Origin of the sequence: Flaviflexus ciconiae (assembly GCF_003971195.1) — a bacterium.
Lineage (GTDB): Bacteria > Actinomycetota > Actinomycetes > Actinomycetales > Actinomycetaceae > Flaviflexus > Flaviflexus ciconiae.
In genome coordinates, this window is record NZ_CP034593.1 from 255,477 (window position 1) to 274,094 (window position 18,618).

Genomic DNA, 18,618 nt, shown 5'->3' on the forward strand with positions numbered 1-18,618 from the left:
TGATCTGCCACTGGGCACAATCATTGGCTGGCCACGGATCAGGTATTCGGGCAAATTGAATCTTCGTAAAGATGCCGGACGGGGTCTCTTCAATGCAGGTAAGCACGTCTGTCGGAAGACTCTGGACCTGCTCGATAGCCCTCTGACCAGTATCAATCAACTAACGAAAGAGACGGTTCTGTTCCGCAGGTGCGGTTAGCGGACTAGAGTTTAGTGAATGAGGAGAAACGTTCTGCGGCGAGAGGGGAAGACCATGCCAAAGTTTCTGATCTCATTTCCATCCAGCGCGATGAATCTGACGCCCGAGGAACTGGAAGAAGCCGTCAATGATTCGCATGCTGTTTGGCGTGAGGCAGTGGACGCAGGTGTCTGGGTGTTTGGTGGAGCGATCGACGAGGATACGGCGCCAGTTATTGTCGAAGCCGATGGTGCTATGACGCGTGGAACCTATCCTGATTCCGGAAAACTTGACGGTGGGTTTGCGATCTTCGACGTGCCTACCTACGAGGAGGCGGTTGAGTGGGCCGCGAAGATAGCTAAGGCCTGCAAGTGCCCCCAAGAGCTGCGGATCTTCAGTGATGATCCTGAGGCCTAACCAGGCAAGCTTGAGGAGGCCCTAGCCTGGACAGTTGATCCCCGACTGGATAAACGAACCGGAGACCTCCACGTGAAGGTCTCCGGTAAATTTATTGATCCCCTTTCCTCTACGTGCGGTAGATGGGCCACATGGCCCCGGCCCAGAAGCAGATTACGATAAGGATGATGGTGCCTGCCAGGACGGCGATATCGAGGGTGGTGATCGTCAGGTAGGCGAGGCGTAGTTGCCTGCCGCGTCCGTCCTCTTGGGCGTAGGTGAAGCCACGGGTCTCGAGTGCCTCCACGGTTGTTCGTACGTTCTTCGCGGTGTTGAGGAAGATCGGGTAGAAGCTCAGCACCGCCATCTTCACCCAGTGGACGATGGTGCGCCACGCAAAGATGCCGTGTTTTTCTGGTGCCGCCATGCGCAACCGATATCCGTCGAAGACGGTGTTGAACTCTTCAACCATGATGGGGAGCATGCGGTATCCGTAGGAAACGCCGAAGGCCAGCAGGCTGGGTGCCTTGAAAGCGAGCAGAGCATCGGAGAGTTTCTCGGGATCGAGGGAAACGAAGGCCGCCATGGAGGCCATGGATACGGCTCCGAGTTTCAGGTTGAGGACACCGAGGGCGATGAGGGTGTCGAAGTTACCTCCGAAAAGCAGGGAGGCTGCGACGAGGTAGATGATTTCGAATCCGAGCCCAATGATGAACAGGCCAAGGACGAGGGGACCGACGCGGGCGGCGATGACGGAGACGGCACCGAGGAGGAACAGTCCCGCCAGGACGGTCACGTTGTGGGTGAACCAGGGGACGATCGCGAGGATCAGGTACCAGACGATCACAGCCCGGGGATCCATCCTGCTGAACAGGCCGCCGCGGGTCGCGTAGGCGGTACGGATAAGTTCGAGCTTCACCCATTCGATGGAGAGAACATCTCGTTGTTTGCGTGCCATTACACGGCCTCCATGGAGTTCTGCAGGGCGGAAACAAGTTCGTCGACGCTCAGCGGGGGAGGGGTGACTCCCAGTTCGTTGCCGAGGAGAACAACCTGGGGTGGGACCACCCGTGCCCGTGCCAATGTCTCCGGCATAGTAAACAGCTCCCGCGGTTCGAGATCTGCTGCGACCGTGCCGTTTTCGAGAACAATGACTCTATTCGCCCACTCGGCCACCAAATGCATGTCGTGGGTGGCGACTACGGTGCACTCGATGACGCCGGCGAGCTCCGCCAGCATGGTGGTGACGTCCTCGCGGGACGACACATCGAGGGAGGACGTCGGTTCGTCCAGCAGGAGGATCCGGGGCCTCATGGCGAGCCCAATGGCGAGGGTTGCTCGCCTCTGTTGCCCGCCGGACAGTGCTCTGCCGTCTCGATCCGCGAAGTCGGTGAGGTTCACTCGGTTGAGTGTGTCGTCGACAAGTTCTTCCCAGTTCTCGATTCCCCGTCCCTCGGGGAAGAGGGCGATGTCGGAACGGATCGAGTCTTTGAGGAACATCTGCTGGGGATGCTGGTAGAGATAGGCGGCGATCTCGGAGAGCTTGCTGGCCGACCGGCTACGGGTGTTCACCCCGTCGATCTCAACCTCACCGGAGCGAGGCACGGACAGTCCTGCCAGTTGCTTGAGGAGCGTGGTCTTGCCAGAGCCGTTGCCGCCGACGACGGCAATACGGTCCCCCGCATAGAACTCCAGGTTGATGCCCTTGAGGACCGGGAGGACGTCCCCGCCGACGGACTTGTACCCGTGGTGGAGGTCCGTCGTGCGGGCAACGACTCGTTCGGCTGGGCGGTGTCGCGGAAGGGCGGTGACCATGCCGGTTGCCATGCCCCGATCTTCGAGCATTCGGGCGGCGGTGGGCACATCCCTGGGTGCTCTTTCCATTCCCATGGTGGAACAGACCTGGACGACCTGGGGCGCGGGGATACCGTGCTCTTCCAGTTCGTCCGTGCGGTTGACGGCTTCGTCGATGTTAAGATGCCAGACGGGTGCACCATCAGCCATAAGCACGACCGATTTCGCGTATTGTGCGATGAACTCGGCGTGGTGCTCGATGGTGATAATGGTCAGTCCCTGCTCGTTGAGTTCCTGGAGCTGACGATAGATTTCGTGGGCTCGGGCCGGGTCGAGTTCGGCGACGGGTTCGTCAACAACGACGATGTCGGGACGCAGGGCAAGCACGGCGGCGAGTGCCGTCGTGTGTGCCTGCCCGCCGCTGAGTGCCCAGGTGAAGCGGTCAGCGATGTTCTCAATACCAAGGGTGTGAAGAACCTCTGCGGAACGCTCCTCAAAGTCAGCGTGTCCGAAGTTGACGGGACCGAACCTGATCTCGTCACGGACGGTGGGTCGGACCAGCTGGTTCTGGAAGTCCTGGTAGACGTATCCGACCTTGGAGGAAAGGACGGCAACATTCGACTCGAAAGTGTCGATGCCGTCGACGACAACATCGCCTGCGAAGTCGCCGTTCCAGTAGTGGGGGATGAGTCCGTTGAAGGTTTTGCACAGGGTGGTTTTACCCGAGCCGTTGCCTCCAACGATGGCGACGAAGTCGCCACGCTCAATGGTGAGATTAACGTTTTTGAGGGTGTCCTCCTCAGCTCCCGGGTAGCGGAAGCTGAGATCGGACACCGTGATGATCGGATTGCTCACGCATCGACCTTGTCGTTGTTATCGACCTGCTGGTCGGTGTTCTTATCCCGGATTCCGATCCGGTATGAGACAAAGGCAATGATCGTTGTCAGGACGATCGCGCCCACGCCAACCCAGAGGAAACTCATGCCGTACTGTTCCAGGAACTCGGGTTCGAAGACACCGATTTCAACATCCCAGGACTCGAGGAAAGCGAAGAAGGCGGAACCGATTGCGATAGCAACGGCAACGACAACGAACCAGCCTGCGCGGGGAGCCTCACCGGGGATCGGCTCACCGGTGACGCGGGGACGCATACCCATGAGCGGCTCGATCTTGCCGTGAAGCGCGGGGATGAGCCACATGGCGGGGATGGCGCCGAAGAGGATACCGGAGATAACAATGTCGACACCGAAACCAATCGACTCGATAGCGAGCATCGACTCTGGAAGACCCTCGACGTACTCGGCGTCCTCAAGACCAACCCAGACCTTCGTCAGGTCAACGGCGGCCGACAGGAACTTGTCAATAACAACCACCATGATCGCGCCAACCCAGATCTGGGTCTTCGAACGCGGATCACGGATGAGGGAGCCTGCGATAAAGAGGGCGAGGAACATCTGGAAGAAGCCCTCAATCTCCGCCAGGCCGGAGAAGTCACCCATGAGCAGGTCAACGAAAACAATCTCACCAAGCGGTGCGCCAAGTGCTGCCCAGAAAGGCGAGAACAGGGCAACCATCGTGAGGGGGACAAAGACGAAGTAGGAGACGGACACGTCGATCGGGCCGAGCGACACGTCAGGAATGATTTCCAGGATGATGTTTGCCAGGCCAAACAGGGCCATCGACAGAACGAACACCATGAGCTTCTGAGGGGTAGAGAGAGTGGGCTTGGAACCTTCGGTGCGAACGCGACCGGCGCGCTCATACGTTGTGGACATGATCTTCCTTTGCGAGGGAGTGGATGATAGCTGCGGAAAGTTGTTGGGGAGTATCGACAACGAGTGTTGCCGTACCGTCGGACAGGGCATTATCGAGGACATTGTCGGGAGTGGAACCACCCCGGATCAGGGCACGATTGGCTATGCCCGCGCGGCGAGCACCCGTCGCATCATTGACTGGCTTGTCGCCAAGGAACCAGGAGTTCTTAGGATCGGCACTGGCAATAGCGAGAGCTTCTTCAAAGATTGGAGCGCTCGGCTTACGAACACCGATCTCGTCGGAACAGACAAAGGCATCGATGGTGAGCCCGTGCCTTTCGCATTCGGACCGCACCGTGCGTCCCGAAATCGTATTCGAGACGACGATGATTGCCATGCCGTTCTCCCTGCACGTCTGAAACAGTTCCGGGATCCCCGGACGGAGAGTGCGGGAAGTCTTAGCCCTGGCGAACCTCACCGTCAGGTCGTGGGCCTCAGCTCGGAACCATGCGGCGTTCACAACGCCTAGGAACTCGTTCACGGTGGCCCAAAACTCGGTGGGTTGCTGCTCGGGAATATCGGTGCGGGAACCCGCCAGGAAAGCCTCGTTCCATGCTGTTTTCAGCTTCTTATGAACGGCACGAGCAGAGTCAATAGCCTCACGAACCTCAGAGGCTGTCACAACATCGCCAGGTAGGAGAGGAATCCGAGAAGCAATATCTTCAGCAACCTCATTGACTGCCTCAGGATTGGGCGTAGATGTCGAAATAACACCGCCGTGATCGATGAGCAGGGCAGCGCGCGAACCAAATACATTTGTGGTCAGTGAACCGCTGGTTTGGTGCGATGATGCTGGGTCGGACTTTGACGATGCTCCGGTGGGAAGAAGAACCGAGCCGGGTTGTGACGAAGTCGGTGCCGGCTGTGACGCCGCCGGTGCCTGTTGGGACTCGGACGATGACTGTTGGGACGTCGTCGAGGTACCCCGAGAGGAGTATGGATCCATCTGTTCCGTAGCGTTGATGAGCGCGTCAAGGAGTCCACGCGGATCATCAAAGACAGCGTCTGGGGTTTCGCGAACGTAGAACGGAGGATTGTCGGTGTGCTTAGAACGAGTCAGGATCAGTCCGGCAACGCCGGCCGCACTGCCCGCGACAACATCCCGGTCCTGCGTGTCACCCACGTACCAGCACTTGTCGACATCGACATGCAGAGCATCGGCGGCTTGGGCGATCATGCCCGGATGAGGTTTACGGATACCGACCTCATCAGAATAGACCTGCACCCCAAAATACGAGTCCAGGTCGTGTTCGGCCAAGATCCGGCGGTGCGCCAGCCCAGCATGAGCATTGGACACAATGCCAAGAGGAATCTCGTTTGCTTTGCAGAACTCGAGGAGTTCCGGAATGCCAGGGCGAACAATGTGGTCGGACATTGTCATCGAGATCGTGGCAAGCAGTTCTGTCGCCTCTGCAATGAGGAGCCTGCGCGGTCCCTCGGGTAGACGAGAGAACAGGAACTCTCCAACAACCTCCCGAGCGTCGATCTCGGTGGGGTAGGGGCGTCGTGACGAGGAATGCTTCCAGTGCTTGAGGCCGGTTCTGCCTGCCTCAAGCTCGCGGGCCAGCTCGTCCTCGGACAGGTCGTAGCCGCCGCGCAGAAGCATTTCGCGCACGTGACGTGCCACGTCCTTGAGCCCATCGGGTCGCTTGTGTGTTTCAAAGATGACTCCGCCGAAGTCGAGCAGGAGCCCGTGGGGGCGGTGAGTAAGAGCCATGTGTCCTCGTTTCTGGAACGTCTAGCCGTGACCTTAGAGGGCGTAAGTGACATCCACGTGGCGGGAAGGTTAACAATTCTGGAGCGTTCCAGAACGTGATAGAACTAGTACATGCGAAACCGAACAACAATCGTCGACGTGGCCAAGGCAGCGGGAGTGTCAAAATCACTCGTTTCCCTTGCCATCAGAGGCGATGCGGGAGTGAGCGACGAAACACGCCAGCGGATCCTCGCGGTTGCCGATGACCTCGGATATCGCTCCAATGTGTGGGCGCGTTCCCTGGCACACGGGAAAACCAACATGATTGGCGTGCTACTGACGGACCTCAGTAACCCCTACCACACCGACGTTGTTATCGGCGTGGAGGATGCTGCCCACGAACGGGGACAGAACGTTCTCATCAGCCACGGCAGGCGAGACCCTGATCTGTTGGCGAGCCAGCTCCTAAAGTTTGAAGCACTTGGCGTTGATGGCATCATCGTTATTTCTGCGCATACCCCCAGTGATGTCATTGCCGATATTGCACAGCGCACGCGAGTGGTTATTGTTGGTCGGCCAGGGGAGCTACCGGAAAGTGTGAGCCGAATCCGTAACGATGACGAACTCGGAGCAAGAAGGGCAACCACCCACCTTCTCGAGAGCGGCAGAACGCGTATCGCTTTCCTCCAGAACTCGACCTCGCCCTCTGCTCGTGCGCGGCAGAAGTCTTACGAGCAGACACTAAGGGAAGCAGGGCTAGATCCTCTCGTCCTTACTCCAGGTGACCTCACTGCCGATGCGTTCACAGGGATTGACGGAATCGTTGCGGCCAATGATCGCGGCGCAGTCCACGCACTTGGGGAGGCAAGCGATGCTGGGGTACGCGTACCAAGCGATCTTGCGATAGTCGGCTATGACAACTCGCAGCTTTCTCGAGTTGTCCGGCCGCAGCTTTCTTCCGTCGATCAGCCGAGGATCCAGATGGGAAGAAGAGCACTGGAAGCCGTACTCGGCAACGAGGTTATCCACGAAGTGTTCGAACCCGAACTCGTCATCCGTGACTCCTCGGCGCTCGAGAGGGCAACTGTCGAGAGCTAACCGATAGAACCGGGTAGCGTGGTGTCAGGAGAGAAAATGACTGACACCTTCACAAAGTCTTCCGCAAACAACCGCGGCGAAGCCGCAGGCCTCACCTGGCTCGGCCAGGCCACGGGTGGCGGAGGAGCGCGCGTCACCCGCGTCATCCACGTAGACGACTCCGTTCTCGAGATCGAACGGATTAAACAGACTGCTCCAAGCCCCGAGAATGCTCGAGCCTTCGGCCGGGCACTCGCCCACACTCACGCGGCCGGAGCACCCTGGTGGGGATGTGCACCCGAGGGGTGGATTGGTCCCGACTACATTGGGCGCTCGCGAACGAAGCTGTTCCCCGAAAAAGAAACCGCACCCACATCCTTCGGCCAGTTATACGGCGAGCACCGCATCGCCGACTTCGCCAAACGCATCGTTGACCGCGGACTCATCACCGCGAAAGAAGCGAGAATCTTCGACGACCTAGCCGAGCGGCTCATCGCAGGTGACTTCGACTCCGAACAACCAAAGCTCGTACAAGACGCCGGATTCGACGTTGCCAGACTGCATGGCGACATGTGGGCAGGAAATGTTCTCTACTGCGGTGGACCTACCGGCGCCGCGTTGATTGATCCCATGGCGCACGGCGGACATGCAGAAACGGACCTGGCTGCGCTCGCGGTCTTCGGTTTCCCCTACCTTGAAGAGGTCTACGCAGGCTATGACGAAGCCTCACCTTTGGCTGATGGTTGGCAGGGGAGAAGCGGGCTCCACCAGCTCGGAATGATCATCATGCATGCCCACCTTTTCGAAGGGCACTACGTGGGGTGGGCGGAGGAGGTTGCGGGGAAATATCGGTAGCCGCTAGCAACCTCCCGGATTGTGGTGGACGGCTTGTTCCCTGGTCTCGGCTTTGCCAGTGGCGTCTCTCTGGCCGCCCCGTCTAGGTAAAGGCGAGAAACTGGGCGCTGTCGGTGACATAATGGAGCGGTGACTGAACCAATATCGCTTGGAATGCCTGGTGTCCACGAGGAGCCGGCCGTGCTCTCCCCGAGGAAGAAGACCCGCAGGATCAAGGTGGGTGACGTCTACGTGGGCGGCGATGCCCCGATCTCGGTGCAGTCGATGACGACAACAAAGACGCACGATATTGGTGCCACGCTGCAGCAGATTGCTGAGCTGACGGCATCGGGTTGCGACATTGTTCGCGTTGCCTGCCCGACCGATAAGGATGCTGAAGCCCTCAAGGTTATTGCCCAGCAGTCCACGATCCCGGTCGTCGCCGATATTCATTTCCAGCCACGCTATGTGTTCGCAGCTATTGATGCTGGTATGGGAGTCCGGGTTAACCCGGGCAACATCAAGAAGTTCGATGATCAGATTCCCGAGATCGCCAAGGCCGCGAACCTCAACGGGACGGCGATGAGAATCGGCGTGAACGCAGGCTCTCTCGATCCGCGCCTACTCAAGAAGTACGGGAAGGCTACGCCCGAGGCGATGGTCGAGTCGGCTGTTAATGAGGCACACCTTTTTGAGGAGGCGGGCTTCTACGACTTCGCGATCTCCGTTAAGCACCATGATCCCGTTGTCATGGTCCGAGCCTACGAACTCCTGTCCGAGGCAGGTGAGTGGCCACTACACCTCGGGGTTACCGAGGCAGGTCCTGCCTTCCAGGGCACGATCAAGTCCTCGGTTGCGTTTGGTGCTCTCCTTGCCCAGGGTATTGGTGACACTATTCGTGTTTCGCTGTCAGTTCCTCCGGTTGAGGAGATCAAGGTGGGGGAGCAGATCCTTCGTTCCCTTGGACTGCGGCCCAAGCAGCTTGAGATTGTTTCCTGCCCCTCGTGCGGTCGCGCCCAGGTTGATGTTTACACGCTTGCCGAGAAGGTAACCGAGGGTCTGAAGGACGTCACCTTCCCGCTCCGCGTGGCCGTTATGGGTTGCGTTGTGAACGGCCCGGGTGAGGCGCGCGAAGCTGACCTTGGTGTTGCCTCCGGTAATGGCAAGGGACAGATTTTCGTCAAGGGCAAGGTTGTCGAGACCGTCCCCGAGGACGAGATCGTTGAGGCCCTTATTACCAGGGCTCGTGCGGTTGCCGAAGAGCTCGGTCTCGAGTCCGCCGAAGGTGTGACACCGGACGTTATCGTCTGATGTTTTGGGGATCATCTGGTCGCCGCGTTATGCGGTTGCCGGGCCGATACCGCAAGGCGGTACACGACCATCTCGCCAAAGACCCGGTCGGCTCTGTGCTGGCAGCGGTGCACGCTGACTCCATGGGGCTTGGCTCCTCCCGCATGCTCGGCATAGTTGATAACGGGGAGCTGTCTTCGACCGTTTGGTACGGGGCGAACCTGGTGCCGGTTGGGACCAGTCATGACGACCGGATTCTCTACGCGGACTTTATTCTGCGCAGGCCGAGAGAATGCTCCTCGATTGTGGGGGACTCAGCCGAAGTCTTGGATTTATGGGAAATGCTCCGGCACGACTGGCGGGTAGAAGCCGAGGTGCGTGCCAGCCAGCCTTCCCTTGTGGCGGGTGACCTTCGCGTTGCACCTGATCCGCGAGTCCGCCCGGCCGAACTGGCTGATGCTCCGATGGTTTCGCCCGCGGCCGTTGCCATGTTTACCGAAGAAGTCGGCTACGACCCGACCCAGTACGGACCCGGCTACGTGTCGAGAGTGTATGAACTTTGCAGGCTCGGCAATACCTTTATCCGCACCGGAATCGGCCCCGACGGGACCGAACGCGTTGAATTCAAGGCAGATATTGGCGCTAGCTACAACGGCGTCGCCCAAATCCAGGGCGTGTGGACGGCACCCGATCTACGGGGAACGGGAATCGCTACGGGAGCTATGGCGGCGGTTGTAGAACTGGTGCGCAAGCGCGTCGCCCCGACCGTGTCACTGTACGTCAACTCCTACAATCACGCCGCACTAAGGGTCTACGACAAGGTCGGATTCCACCAGGTTGGCGAGTACGCAACAATCCTTCTATAGGAAATTGACGATTGCTCCCCCAACATCTGACCCCTAGATTCTGACCGTCCGCGATCAAGATTCTGTTGTTCGGTACTCAAGGCATGTGAGAAAGCGGGGTAAAGGGCAAAGATTCGGTAAGCTGACCTCGTGCTGAAAATGTCAAATCTCTTTGTCCGGACCCTGCGCGAGAACCCCGCTGACGCGGAGGTCCCATCGCACCAGCTACTCGTACGCGCAGGCTATATCCGCCGTGCCGCCCCCGGCATCTACTCCTGGCTGCCGCTGGGCCTGCGGGTGCTCCGCAAGGTCGAGAAGATCGTGCGCGACGAGATGAATGCAACGGGAGCGCAGGAAGTGCACTTCCCGGCACTCCTGCCGCGCGAACCCTACGAGGCATCAAACAGGTGGACCGAGTACGGCCCGAACCTGTTCCGTCTCAAGGACCGTCGCGACAACGACTACCTTCTGGCTCCTACGCACGAAGAGATGTTCACCCTGCTGGTGAAGGATCTCTACTCCTCGTACAAGGACCTGCCGCTGAATATCTACCAGATTCAGACGAAGTACCGCGACGAGGCACGTCCCCGTGCGGGCCTGATCCGTGGCCGCGAGTTCATCATGAAGGACGCATACTCCTTCGATGTTCACGATGAGGGGCTGGAAGTTCAGTACCAGACGATGAGGGACGCGTATGAGAAGATCTTCAACCGTCTCGGACTCGACTACGTCATCTGCTCCGCGATGTCCGGAGCCATGGGTGGTTCCCGCTCCGAAGAGTTCCTTCACCCCACTGAAATCGGTGAGGACACGTTCGTACGCGCTGCCTCCGGCTATGCTGCCAACGCGGAAGCCGTGACCACACCCCAGGCTGACGACGTCGACTTCTCCGACGTTCCCGCGGCCCAGGTATACGAAACACCCGAGTCGACTACGATCGAGGCCCTCGTCGACGTCGCCAACACGTTGCTGCCCCGGGACACTCCCTGGGAGGCCAAGGATACGCTGAAGAACGTTGTCCTCGTGCTCAGCCATCCCGGCGGTGAAAAGGAAGTTATCGTTGTGGCACTTCCCGGCGACCGCGATGTCGACCTCAAGCGCGTCGAGGCGGCGCTAGCGCCTGCCGAGGTGGACGTGGCGGGACCCGAGGATCTCAAGAACCACCCCGAGCTCGTTCCCGGCTACATCGGTCCCGAGGTTATTGGACCGAACTCACCCAACCGCGTGGTCGACGAAGATGGAAACATCTCGGGCTCGGTCCGCTTCCTTGTTGATCCCCGGATTGCACGCGGCTCAGCTTGGGTGACCGGTGCGAACGAGAACGAGAAGCACGTCTTCAACCTCGTCTATGGACGCGACTTCGAAGCGGATGGAACCATTGAGGCCGTGGAGATTCGCGAGGGCGATCCCGCACCCGACGGTTCGGGACCTCTCGAACTTGCTCGCGGCATCGAAGTCGGCCACATTTTCCAGCTTGGTCGCAAGTACGCCGAGGCGCTCGATCTCAAGGTTCTTGACGAGAACGGCAAGTCCCAGGTTGTCACCATGGGCTCCTACGGCCTTGGTGTCACCCGCGTGCTCGCAGCACTGGCGGAGAAGAACCACGACGACCTCGGTTTGGCATGGCCGATCAATATCGCGCCCGCCCACATCCACGTGCTCGCCACCGGCAAGGGTGCAGAAATCTTTGAAACCGCCGAGTCACTGTCGGGTGAGCTGACAAAGGCTGGCTTCGAAGTCATCTACGACGACCGTGCAAAGGTATCCGCCGGCGTCAAGTTCAAGGATTACGAGCTACTCGGCGTTCCCTACGGTCTTGTCGTTGGGCGCGGCCTCGCCGAAGGCAAGGTCGAGATCCGCAACCGAGTGACCGGTGAATCCACCGAGGTGCCCGTCGAGGAAGCCGTAGAGCGCGTTGCTGAACTTCTCAAGACTGACCTGGAAGCGCACGGAGAGTGACCGCGTGCGAGCAGTGGCAATTATCGACTGAGAATAAATCGACTATCAAAACTCGTGCATGAGTGGTTTGTGGGCCCGAACTAATTCGGGCCCACGTACACGTTAAGTGCGTAGTTTACGAGCTGGCATGATCCAACTTCGACTACTGGCCGTCTCAGGAGTAAGAGTTGCTGGAGATACCGGGGATGTCTAGCAGGTGTGCCTGAAGAACGGAGAGTGCTCGCGCCTTGTCGCCTGCTCGAATGGATTCGAGAATCTCCCGGTGCTGAGCGTTAATAAGATCGATCCGTTGAGGCATAGACGAGACGGTACGTACTCCCATGCGGAACTGTCTTCTCAAGAGCGATTCGTGCAGCTCGGTAATAATCGAGTTACCCGCTTGGCTGACGAGACTGGAGTGGAATCTCTGGTCAGCGACAACAACGTCATACCAGCGTTGCTCACGTCCGGCGGCTTCGTGATCAACGAGGTGAGGGTCCGACAGGACTGTTGGGTCAATATTTTGATCAACGAGCTCGCCGATAGCGAATGACTCGAAGACATATCGGGCGGTAAATCCCTCCTCGAGTTCCGTAGGGCTAATGATGTGTACTTGGGTGCCACGGCGGGGGAGGATATCAACGAACTTTTCCGCAGCAAGGCGTTTAAGTGCTTCTCGAACCGGAGTGCGCGACGTTCCTACAAAGTGTGCAAGCTCTACTTCGTCGAGAAAGTCGCCTTCCTTGAACTCTCCTTTGAGAATCGCATCCCGAATACAGCTGTAAGCACGCTCGCCTGCGGAAGGCCTGCCGGTGATGCCGCGGCCGGAGTCGGAAGAAGTCTTCATATAAGCAGTGTAGTTCACCGTCTTTACATTCAGTACACACTGTGTATACATTACGTCTACACTGTTGTGACTGGGCTAACGTCCCCACTGGAGCAAAGGAGCACCATGGCAATTCCAGAGCAATGCGTCTGGCTTTCAGAACCCTCGACTGCCAAAGTCGACATCGCGAAACTAACTGGATTCGATGGGGTGATTCTCGACGTCGAACACGGACTGTTTGAACTTCGTTCTCTTGACTGGATGGTCTCGTACATCAAGGCGAACGGCTTGCGAGCAATCGTCAAGGTTCTTGGACCGGAACGGGAACCGATCCAGCAGGCCTTGGACTTCGGTGCAGATGCGGTAGTGATTCCCCACGTTGAGTCGGTTGAACACGCAATGCGGGTCACTGCGTTCGCCAAGTTCCCGCCGCTCGGTGATCGGAGCCTCGCAGGCGGCAGGACTGCTACCTACGTGGCGTACACGGATGAAGGGGTGGCCGAGATGGATCGGTCAACAAAGTGTTACCCGATGATTGAAGATGCTGGCGCCCTCGAAGACGTCGAAGAGATTCTTGCTCTTGACACTGTTGATGGCATCTTTGTGGGCCCCACGGACCTGGCACTTCGGCGCGAAGGCGGAATCTACACGGCGAATGACGCAGAGGTCGAGGACATTCTTCGTGCGGCTCGGGCCGCTAATGCGGCGGGTAAGCCGTGGATTTTCCCGGCATGGTCCGCAAAAGAACAGGATATTGCTGTTCGCGAACGCGCGGCCATCGTCGGGCTCGCAATGGAGTACAGCGTTCTCTACAGTGGCTTCGCCAAGGTAAAGAGTGAGTTCGAGCAGATTGTGGAAAGGAATGGTTCGTGACCATTAAGGCAGCAGTTGTCCAGTTCAGCCCCGGCAAGAACAAGGGCGAGAATCTCGACGCTATTGAACACCATCTGAGAGCCGCCTCGGCAGAAGGCGTGCGCCTAGCAGTTCTTCCCGAATTTGCGATCTACACCGCCCCGGTCATGGGACAGGAGTTTGTTGATGCCGCAGAATCTGTCGATGGTCCGAGCATACGGCGGCTCCAAGAGCTCACCACGGAACTGAAGATCGCAATTGTTGCTGGAATGAACGAGACGGCGGACGGAAAACGGATCCACAACACGCTCGTCGGTATCGACGGGGGAGAGACCGTCGCCGTTTACCGGAAGGTTCATCTCTACGACGCTTTCGGATACAAAGAATCCTCGCACGTGATTCCCGCGGAGCCGGGCAACGGCGATACCTTTGAGGTTGATGGCTTTACGGTCGGAATGCAGACCTGCTACGACCTGAGATTCCCCGAGGTCAGCAGACTCCTGATTGATGCCGGGGCAACAGTTCTTGCTCTGCCGGCCGAATGGGTTCCCGGCCCTCAAAAGGAGTATCACTGGAACACGCTTATCCGGGCCCGAGCGATTGAGAACACCGCCTATGTGGTTGCGGCGGATCAGAGCGGCCCGGCAGGAGTTGGCCAAAGCGCAATTATTGACCCCATGGGAGTGGCGCTCGCCCAGATTGGTGAAACGCAGGGGATCGTGACCGCAGAGATTTCTAAAGAGCGACTTGAATCTGCTCGGCAAACCAATCCTGCGCTTGTGGCGAGGCGATACCGCGTGGACAAGGGTGAGTCGTGATGATGCGAAAGAACAAACTTGTTGGTGGCCTAGCGGCACTGCTTACGCTCGGCACCGTTGCCGCATGTTCCGACTCCGGTGCAGAGTACACGCTCCATTACGCGACGTACTCCAGTCCGACGTCTGACCAGTCGAAGGTTGTTCAGCGTTGGGCCGCAGATATTGAGGAGGCAACTAACGGTGAGGTGGAAGTGATCTTCCATTACTCGGGTAGCCTGATCGGTGCTGAGGATGCACTTCAAGCCACCCTCGATGGTCGGGTCGATATCGCTCAGGTGGGTTCCATCTATGCAGCATCCGACCTGTCGATGTACACCGTTGTTGATCTTCCTTTCAAAACGAAGAACCCTGAAGTTCACATGCATTCGATCATGCGACTGTACGAAGAATCGGAGACCTACCGAGAGGACTTCGAACGTCAGGGCGTCAAGCTCATGTACCCGCTTCCCCTCGGCAGCATGATGATCGGGCTGAGCTCACCAGCTGCCACACCAGAGGATCTCGAAGGGCGCTCTATTCGCGCCGGTGGTCTCACTTCTCAGGTGATTCTGGCACGCGGGGCGAACCCTGTTGCGATGGGAGCTAACGATATTTACGAGTCGCTGGAACGCGGGATCGTCCAGGGATACACGTCGATTTCGCTACCGAACCTCCCTGCGTTTGGCCTGACGCGTTCCACCGATTATGTGGTCGACCCGGGAATCGGCGTTGCCGGTAGCTCGATTGTTGTCATCAACCAGGACCTGTATGAATCCATGCCCGAGGAATACCAGCAGGCTATTGACGAAGCGTCTGCGAACAGCCTTCAGTACGGCACGGAAGAAATGGATGCGGCGGGCGCCGCGGCCTGTACAGAACTGAGGGAGGCCGGCACCGAGTTCTCGGCATTCGAAGATGCTGACGTCGAGGACTGGCGCGGAGATCTCGCACTCGATCAAGACTGGGTCACGGAATTCGAGGAGCGCGGGTACGATGCGCAAGGCGTCCTCGATGACTTTGAACAAATCATTGCCGAAGAAGAGCCGCTCTCGGACTACTCGGCACCGCTCAATGCATGCATGGGGGGATCGCAATGAGAACAATTCCACGCCCACTCGTCCTGTTGGCCGAAACGCTCGTCATTGTCGCTGGCGCTCTACTTGTTTTCCTTATGCTCCTGACCGTTGCCGACGTCGGAGGCCGAGCATTTGCAGACAGCTCAATCCTTGGAACGGTCGAGATCTCAACGCTTCTCATGGTTGCTATTGCGTTCCTGGGCTTGGCGGCGGCCGAGATCCACAATCGTCATGTCTCCGTTGAACTGGTGGAGGCATATCTGCCGCCCGTAGTTCGCCTCATTCTCGCAGGTGTGCGAACCGTGCTTATTACCCTCACCGGCATCGTGATCTCTTGGGGCCTCCTCGGTGTTCTCACGTCCGCCTTTGAACGCGGAGAAACAACCAGCGGAATTCTACGGCTCGCAACATGGCCAATGAAGGGGATTCTCCTTGTTTCATTCGTGCTGTTCTTTGTTGTGGCGATCTGGAACGCCATCAACGAATTCCTTGACATGAAAGAAGGGAAGGTCGTCGAAGACGACCAGTTGCTCGCCGTTCAGCAAGCCATTGATGACGCCGACGACATTACGGATACGGTCGTTGCCCATAGGACGGAGGAGAAGAAATGACCGGTGCAAGTGTTGGCGCTCTCGTCGCCGTCCTTATTCTCTTCTTCGTTCTTCTCGCGATTAGGCTTCACGTTGCCTTCGCACTGATGCTGGCGGGACTTCTGGGTGTCGTCATGCTGCGTTCGACAGATGCCGCAGTCTCAACCGGAGCGAATGCGCCGTTCTCAACGGCGGCCGACTATTCGCTTATCATCATTCCGCTGTTCATTTTCATGGGTGTCCTAGCCGTTAAAGCGGGACTTGCCCAGGCGGGCTTCGACGTAGCCTCCAGAGTGCTCCGCAAGCTCCCGGGAGGAGCTGCACTGTCCTCGCTCGCCGGATCTGGCATGTTTGCGGCGGTCACCGGTTCGTCCGTAGCAACGGTCGCAACTCTCGCCAAGGTATCGACCGAGGCGATTCTCAAGGCAGGGCATTCGATCAAGCTTGCCGCCGGTGTTGTGTGCGCGGGCGGTACGCTCGGTGTTCTTATCCCACCGTCGATCATCCTCGTCCTGTACGGCATTATCACGGAGGAATCGATTGGCAGGCTCCTTCTTGCCGGTATTGCTCCCGGTATTCTCACAATCCTCATTTACGGAATGACGATTATGGGTCTTGTGACGAGGGAGCGGAGACGTACAGCAGGCACGGCCAACTCACTCATTGAAAGAGAGCGGGCCGCGGCTGAAGAAGCGAAGAAGATCAAGATGGATGGCATGGGTTTTGCCTACCTCATCGTCATCTTCGCAGTCTCGATTGGAACGATCTATCTCGGTGTGGCAACACCAACGGAGGCTGCCTCCTTCGGTGCGACAGCTGCCCTGATTATCTTGTTCATCCGGAGCCAGAAGTCGAAGTTCCTGACCGGTCTTAAGGACTCCCTGGTTGAGTCCATCGGGCTGACCTCCATGACGTTCCTGCTCATGGTCGGAGCCGGGGTCTTCACGTACTTCCTTGCCCTCTCGGGCGCCTCAACGGCGCTCGTCGACGCGGTGGTTTCGGCTGATGTATCGCCGTACCTGGTTCTTGTCCTCTGCCTGCTCATGATCATCCCACTCGGGATGTTCCTGGACGGCACGTCAATGATCCTCATTGCTGCACCGCTCCTTCATCCCATCCTCACCGGATATGGATTCGATGCAATCTGGATCGGAATCCTTATCGTTAAGGTTGCGGAAATGGCGCTTATAACGCCGCCTGTCGGCATGAATGCGTTTGTCTACGTTGGGACCGTGCCTCAAGCTCGGCTCGGTGAAACCTTCCGTGGAATCTTCCCGTTCATCATTGCCGACATTGTCGTTGTCGCAATCCTGATCTTGGTGCCCGACATCGTCACCTTCATTCCTGATCTCTCCGGAACCACGTGATCGAGAGCCGGAACTGCACTGATAGCCAGCTTTACAGCTGATCGGTAGGAGGCAAGGGGGGCGATGAATCGAGAAGATGAACGGCCCCCTTGTCGTGCCCCACGCATTTACCGAGATTTTGCGCGTCGACAAGGCCAGTAAAAGGTGATTAAGAGGGGGATTTTGATAGTCCAAGAGAGTCAAGGAACTAAGTCCTGACACATTCTTAGGTAATCCTAATATTCTGGATATTTATTACAGAGAAACTGTAATTAAACAGTAAGGATGGGGTTAACTTGCTGGGAGACTCGATGGCAAGGTTGCAATCATTACCGGTGCAGGCAACGGCATGGGAGAGGCAACAACCAAGCTCTTTGCTGAAGAAGGCGCAACGGTCTACGGCGTGGATATCAAGTCGGATGCACTGAAGAAGTGGGAAGACAATCCGAATGTTATTCCTGTCGTTGCTGACCTGCTCGATAATGACGACATTGAAAACCTCTTCAACCTTGTGAAGGAGAGGGAGGGCAAACTCGATATTCTTGCGAATATCGCGGGAATTAACGACCTCTGCTATCCGCTTCTAGACACGACGGAAGAGCGGTGGGACATGGTTATCGACCTTGATCTCAAGGTTCCCTTCCTCCTGTCCCAGAAGGCTGTTGAGATGATGCTTCCGAAGGAATCCGGTGTCATCAGTGTTGGCTCCTACGCTGCGTACCGCGGTAACCACGGCCCGTCCTACTCCGCTGCTAAGCACGGACTCATGGGGCTGACGTCAAGCGTTGCGGCAGGCTATGCAGATAAGGGAATCTGCTGCAATGCGATCAACCCCGGCGGTGTGAACACAAACATCGCGGAGAACTCGGGTGGCGAGTACCACGAGGAAGGCGTGAAGAGGTTGGGCATGGCGACCGGAAACGTTCCCGTTCCCTACGGTGAGCCGATCGAGATCGCCCGTGCGGCGCTCTGGCTGTCCGTCGACGAAGCCCACCACATCAACGGCGCACTCGTCCCCGTAGATGCTGGACTTTCTGCCTTCTGAGTTAAACATCAGTAGCCCCTTCGGAAATCCAGTGGAGCCCGCACGTTTTGTGCGGGCTCCACGCTGTAAAGCAACAAGGTCACTGGGCACGAAACCATTCTGGGTGTTTACCCACCATTCTGGTGAAGGCATGGGATGCAATAAGGCATGGGATGCAATGCTGTCGAGAAAGCACTGGTGTTCCAGGGCGTCCTGGGCTGGACTCATATGATCTCAAGCGTTTG

At 58.0% G+C, this 18,618-nt stretch carries 17 protein-coding genes; 12 read left to right on the forward strand and 5 right to left on the reverse strand.

Annotated features, from left to right (window positions below; genetic code table 11):
• Positions 1-217: 217 nt before the first annotated feature.
• Positions 218-595, forward strand: coding sequence for a YciI family protein (locus tag EJ997_RS01210; protein ID WP_206501737.1), 378 nt, complete (start codon positions 218-220; stop codon positions 593-595).
• A gap of 109 nt (positions 596-704) precedes the next feature.
• Here EJ997_RS01210 and EJ997_RS01215 read toward each other — a convergent pair whose 3' ends face one another.
• Genes EJ997_RS01215 through EJ997_RS01230 form a run of 4 tightly spaced genes read right to left on the reverse strand, consistent with a single transcriptional unit; the run spans position 705 to position 5,899 of the window.
• A complete protein-coding gene (locus EJ997_RS01215; RefSeq protein WP_126702959.1) occupies positions 705-1,532 on the reverse strand; it encodes an energy-coupling factor transporter transmembrane component T family protein in 828 nt (275 codons plus the stop codon).
• Positions 1,532-3,223: an ABC transporter ATP-binding protein gene (locus tag EJ997_RS01220; RefSeq protein WP_126702960.1), complete on the reverse strand. Its 1,692-nt coding sequence runs from the start codon at positions 3,221-3,223 to the stop codon at positions 1,532-1,534. Before EJ997_RS01220 ends, EJ997_RS01215 begins: the two co-directional genes overlap by 1 nt.
• Entirely contained in the window at positions 3,220-4,143 is a 924-nt protein-coding gene (locus tag EJ997_RS01225) for a cell division protein FtsQ (RefSeq protein WP_126702961.1), read from the reverse strand. Before EJ997_RS01225 ends, EJ997_RS01220 begins: the two co-directional genes overlap by 4 nt.
• Positions 4,127-5,899 carry an HAD family hydrolase gene (locus EJ997_RS01230; RefSeq protein ID WP_126702962.1) on the reverse strand — a complete coding sequence of 591 codons (1,773 nt, stop codon included), beginning with the start codon at positions 5,897-5,899 and terminating at the stop codon, positions 4,127-4,129. The genes EJ997_RS01225 and EJ997_RS01230 overlap by 17 nt, the downstream gene beginning before the upstream one ends.
• A 111-nt stretch (positions 5,900-6,010) precedes the next feature.
• Between EJ997_RS01230 and EJ997_RS01235 the strand changes: the two genes are divergently transcribed.
• The 5 genes from EJ997_RS01235 (at position 6,011) to EJ997_RS01255 (ending at position 11,883) form a co-directional block, all read left to right on the forward strand.
• Positions 6,011-6,976, forward strand: a complete 966-nt coding sequence (locus EJ997_RS01235; protein ID WP_126702963.1) for a LacI family DNA-binding transcriptional regulator — start codon at positions 6,011-6,013, stop codon at positions 6,974-6,976.
• Between the two features lie 36 nt (positions 6,977-7,012).
• A complete protein-coding gene (locus EJ997_RS01240; RefSeq protein WP_126702964.1) occupies positions 7,013-7,810 on the forward strand; it encodes a fructosamine kinase family protein in 798 nt (265 codons plus the stop codon).
• Between the two features lie 153 nt (positions 7,811-7,963).
• Positions 7,964-9,100, forward strand: a complete 1,137-nt coding sequence (gene ispG, locus EJ997_RS01245; protein WP_206501871.1) for a flavodoxin-dependent (E)-4-hydroxy-3-methylbut-2-enyl-diphosphate synthase — start codon at positions 7,964-7,966, stop codon at positions 9,098-9,100.
• Positions 9,100-9,945: a GNAT family N-acetyltransferase gene (locus EJ997_RS01250; RefSeq protein ID WP_126702966.1), complete on the forward strand. Its 846-nt coding sequence runs from the start codon at positions 9,100-9,102 to the stop codon at positions 9,943-9,945. The genes ispG and EJ997_RS01250 overlap by 1 nt, the downstream gene beginning before the upstream one ends.
• A gap of 138 nt (positions 9,946-10,083) precedes the next feature.
• Entirely contained in the window at positions 10,084-11,883 is a 1,800-nt protein-coding gene (locus EJ997_RS01255) for a proline--tRNA ligase (protein WP_126704892.1), read from the forward strand.
• A gap of 154 nt (positions 11,884-12,037) precedes the next feature.
• On the opposite strand, the gene EJ997_RS01260 is transcribed toward EJ997_RS01255, so the two are convergent.
• On the reverse strand, positions 12,038-12,709 hold the full coding sequence (locus EJ997_RS01260; RefSeq protein WP_164719682.1) for a GntR family transcriptional regulator: 672 nt from the start codon (positions 12,707-12,709) through the stop codon (positions 12,038-12,040).
• 105 nt (positions 12,710-12,814) lie between these two features.
• Between EJ997_RS01260 and EJ997_RS01265 the strand changes: the two genes are divergently transcribed.
• The 6 genes from EJ997_RS01265 (at position 12,815) to EJ997_RS01290 (ending at position 18,394) form a co-directional block, all read left to right on the forward strand.
• A complete protein-coding gene (locus EJ997_RS01265) occupies positions 12,815-13,561 on the forward strand; it encodes an HpcH/HpaI aldolase family protein (protein WP_126702968.1) in 747 nt (248 codons plus the stop codon).
• A complete protein-coding gene (locus tag EJ997_RS01270) occupies positions 13,558-14,358 on the forward strand; it encodes a carbon-nitrogen hydrolase family protein (RefSeq protein WP_126702969.1) in 801 nt (266 codons plus the stop codon). The genes EJ997_RS01265 and EJ997_RS01270 overlap by 4 nt, the downstream gene beginning before the upstream one ends.
• Entirely contained in the window at positions 14,358-15,434 is a 1,077-nt protein-coding gene (locus EJ997_RS01275) for a C4-dicarboxylate TRAP transporter substrate-binding protein (RefSeq protein ID WP_126702970.1), read from the forward strand. The genes EJ997_RS01270 and EJ997_RS01275 overlap by 1 nt, the downstream gene beginning before the upstream one ends.
• Positions 15,431-16,024 carry a TRAP transporter small permease subunit gene (locus EJ997_RS01280; RefSeq protein ID WP_126702971.1) on the forward strand — a complete coding sequence of 198 codons (594 nt, stop codon included), beginning with the start codon at positions 15,431-15,433 and terminating at the stop codon, positions 16,022-16,024. Before EJ997_RS01275 ends, EJ997_RS01280 begins: the two co-directional genes overlap by 4 nt.
• A complete protein-coding gene (locus tag EJ997_RS01285; protein WP_126702972.1) occupies positions 16,021-17,370 on the forward strand; it encodes a TRAP transporter large permease in 1,350 nt (449 codons plus the stop codon). The genes EJ997_RS01280 and EJ997_RS01285 overlap by 4 nt, the downstream gene beginning before the upstream one ends.
• Before the next feature lie 307 nt (positions 17,371-17,677).
• The gene (locus EJ997_RS01290) at positions 17,678-18,394 is read left to right on the forward strand and encodes an SDR family NAD(P)-dependent oxidoreductase (RefSeq protein WP_228201655.1); all 717 of its coding nucleotides are present in this window, start codon (positions 17,678-17,680) and stop codon (positions 18,392-18,394) included.
• The last annotated feature ends 224 nt before the right edge of the window (positions 18,395-18,618 follow it).

Bases quoted from the DNA above. Each gene is read 5' to 3' on its own strand.
- EJ997_RS01210 (WP_206501737.1), top strand. From the start codon at position 218: ATGAGGAGAAACGTTCTGCGGCGAGAGGGGAAGACCATGCCAAAGTTT.
- EJ997_RS01215 (WP_126702959.1), bottom strand. From the start codon at position 1,532: ATGGCACGCAAACAACGAGATGTTCTCTCCATCGAATGGGTGAAGCTC.
- EJ997_RS01225 (WP_126702961.1), bottom strand. From the start codon at position 4,143: ATGTCCACAACGTATGAGCGCGCCGGTCGCGTTCGCACCGAAGGTTCC.
- EJ997_RS01230 (WP_126702962.1), bottom strand. From the start codon at position 5,899: ATGGCTCTTACTCACCGCCCCCACGGGCTCCTGCTCGACTTCGGCGGA.
- EJ997_RS01235 (WP_126702963.1), top strand. From the start codon at position 6,011: ATGCGAAACCGAACAACAATCGTCGACGTGGCCAAGGCAGCGGGAGTG.
- EJ997_RS01240 (WP_126702964.1), top strand. From the start codon at position 7,013: ATGACTGACACCTTCACAAAGTCTTCCGCAAACAACCGCGGCGAAGCC.
- ispG (WP_206501871.1), top strand. From the start codon at position 7,964: ATGCCTGGTGTCCACGAGGAGCCGGCCGTGCTCTCCCCGAGGAAGAAG.
- EJ997_RS01250 (WP_126702966.1), top strand. From the start codon at position 9,100: ATGTTTTGGGGATCATCTGGTCGCCGCGTTATGCGGTTGCCGGGCCGA.
- EJ997_RS01255 (WP_126704892.1), top strand. From the start codon at position 10,084: ATGTCAAATCTCTTTGTCCGGACCCTGCGCGAGAACCCCGCTGACGCG.
- EJ997_RS01260 (WP_164719682.1), bottom strand. From the start codon at position 12,709: ATGAAGACTTCTTCCGACTCCGGCCGCGGCATCACCGGCAGGCCTTCC.
- EJ997_RS01265 (WP_126702968.1), top strand. From the start codon at position 12,815: ATGGCAATTCCAGAGCAATGCGTCTGGCTTTCAGAACCCTCGACTGCC.
- EJ997_RS01275 (WP_126702970.1), top strand. From the start codon at position 14,358: ATGATGCGAAAGAACAAACTTGTTGGTGGCCTAGCGGCACTGCTTACG.
- EJ997_RS01280 (WP_126702971.1), top strand. From the start codon at position 15,431: ATGAGAACAATTCCACGCCCACTCGTCCTGTTGGCCGAAACGCTCGTC.
- EJ997_RS01285 (WP_126702972.1), top strand. From the start codon at position 16,021: ATGACCGGTGCAAGTGTTGGCGCTCTCGTCGCCGTCCTTATTCTCTTC.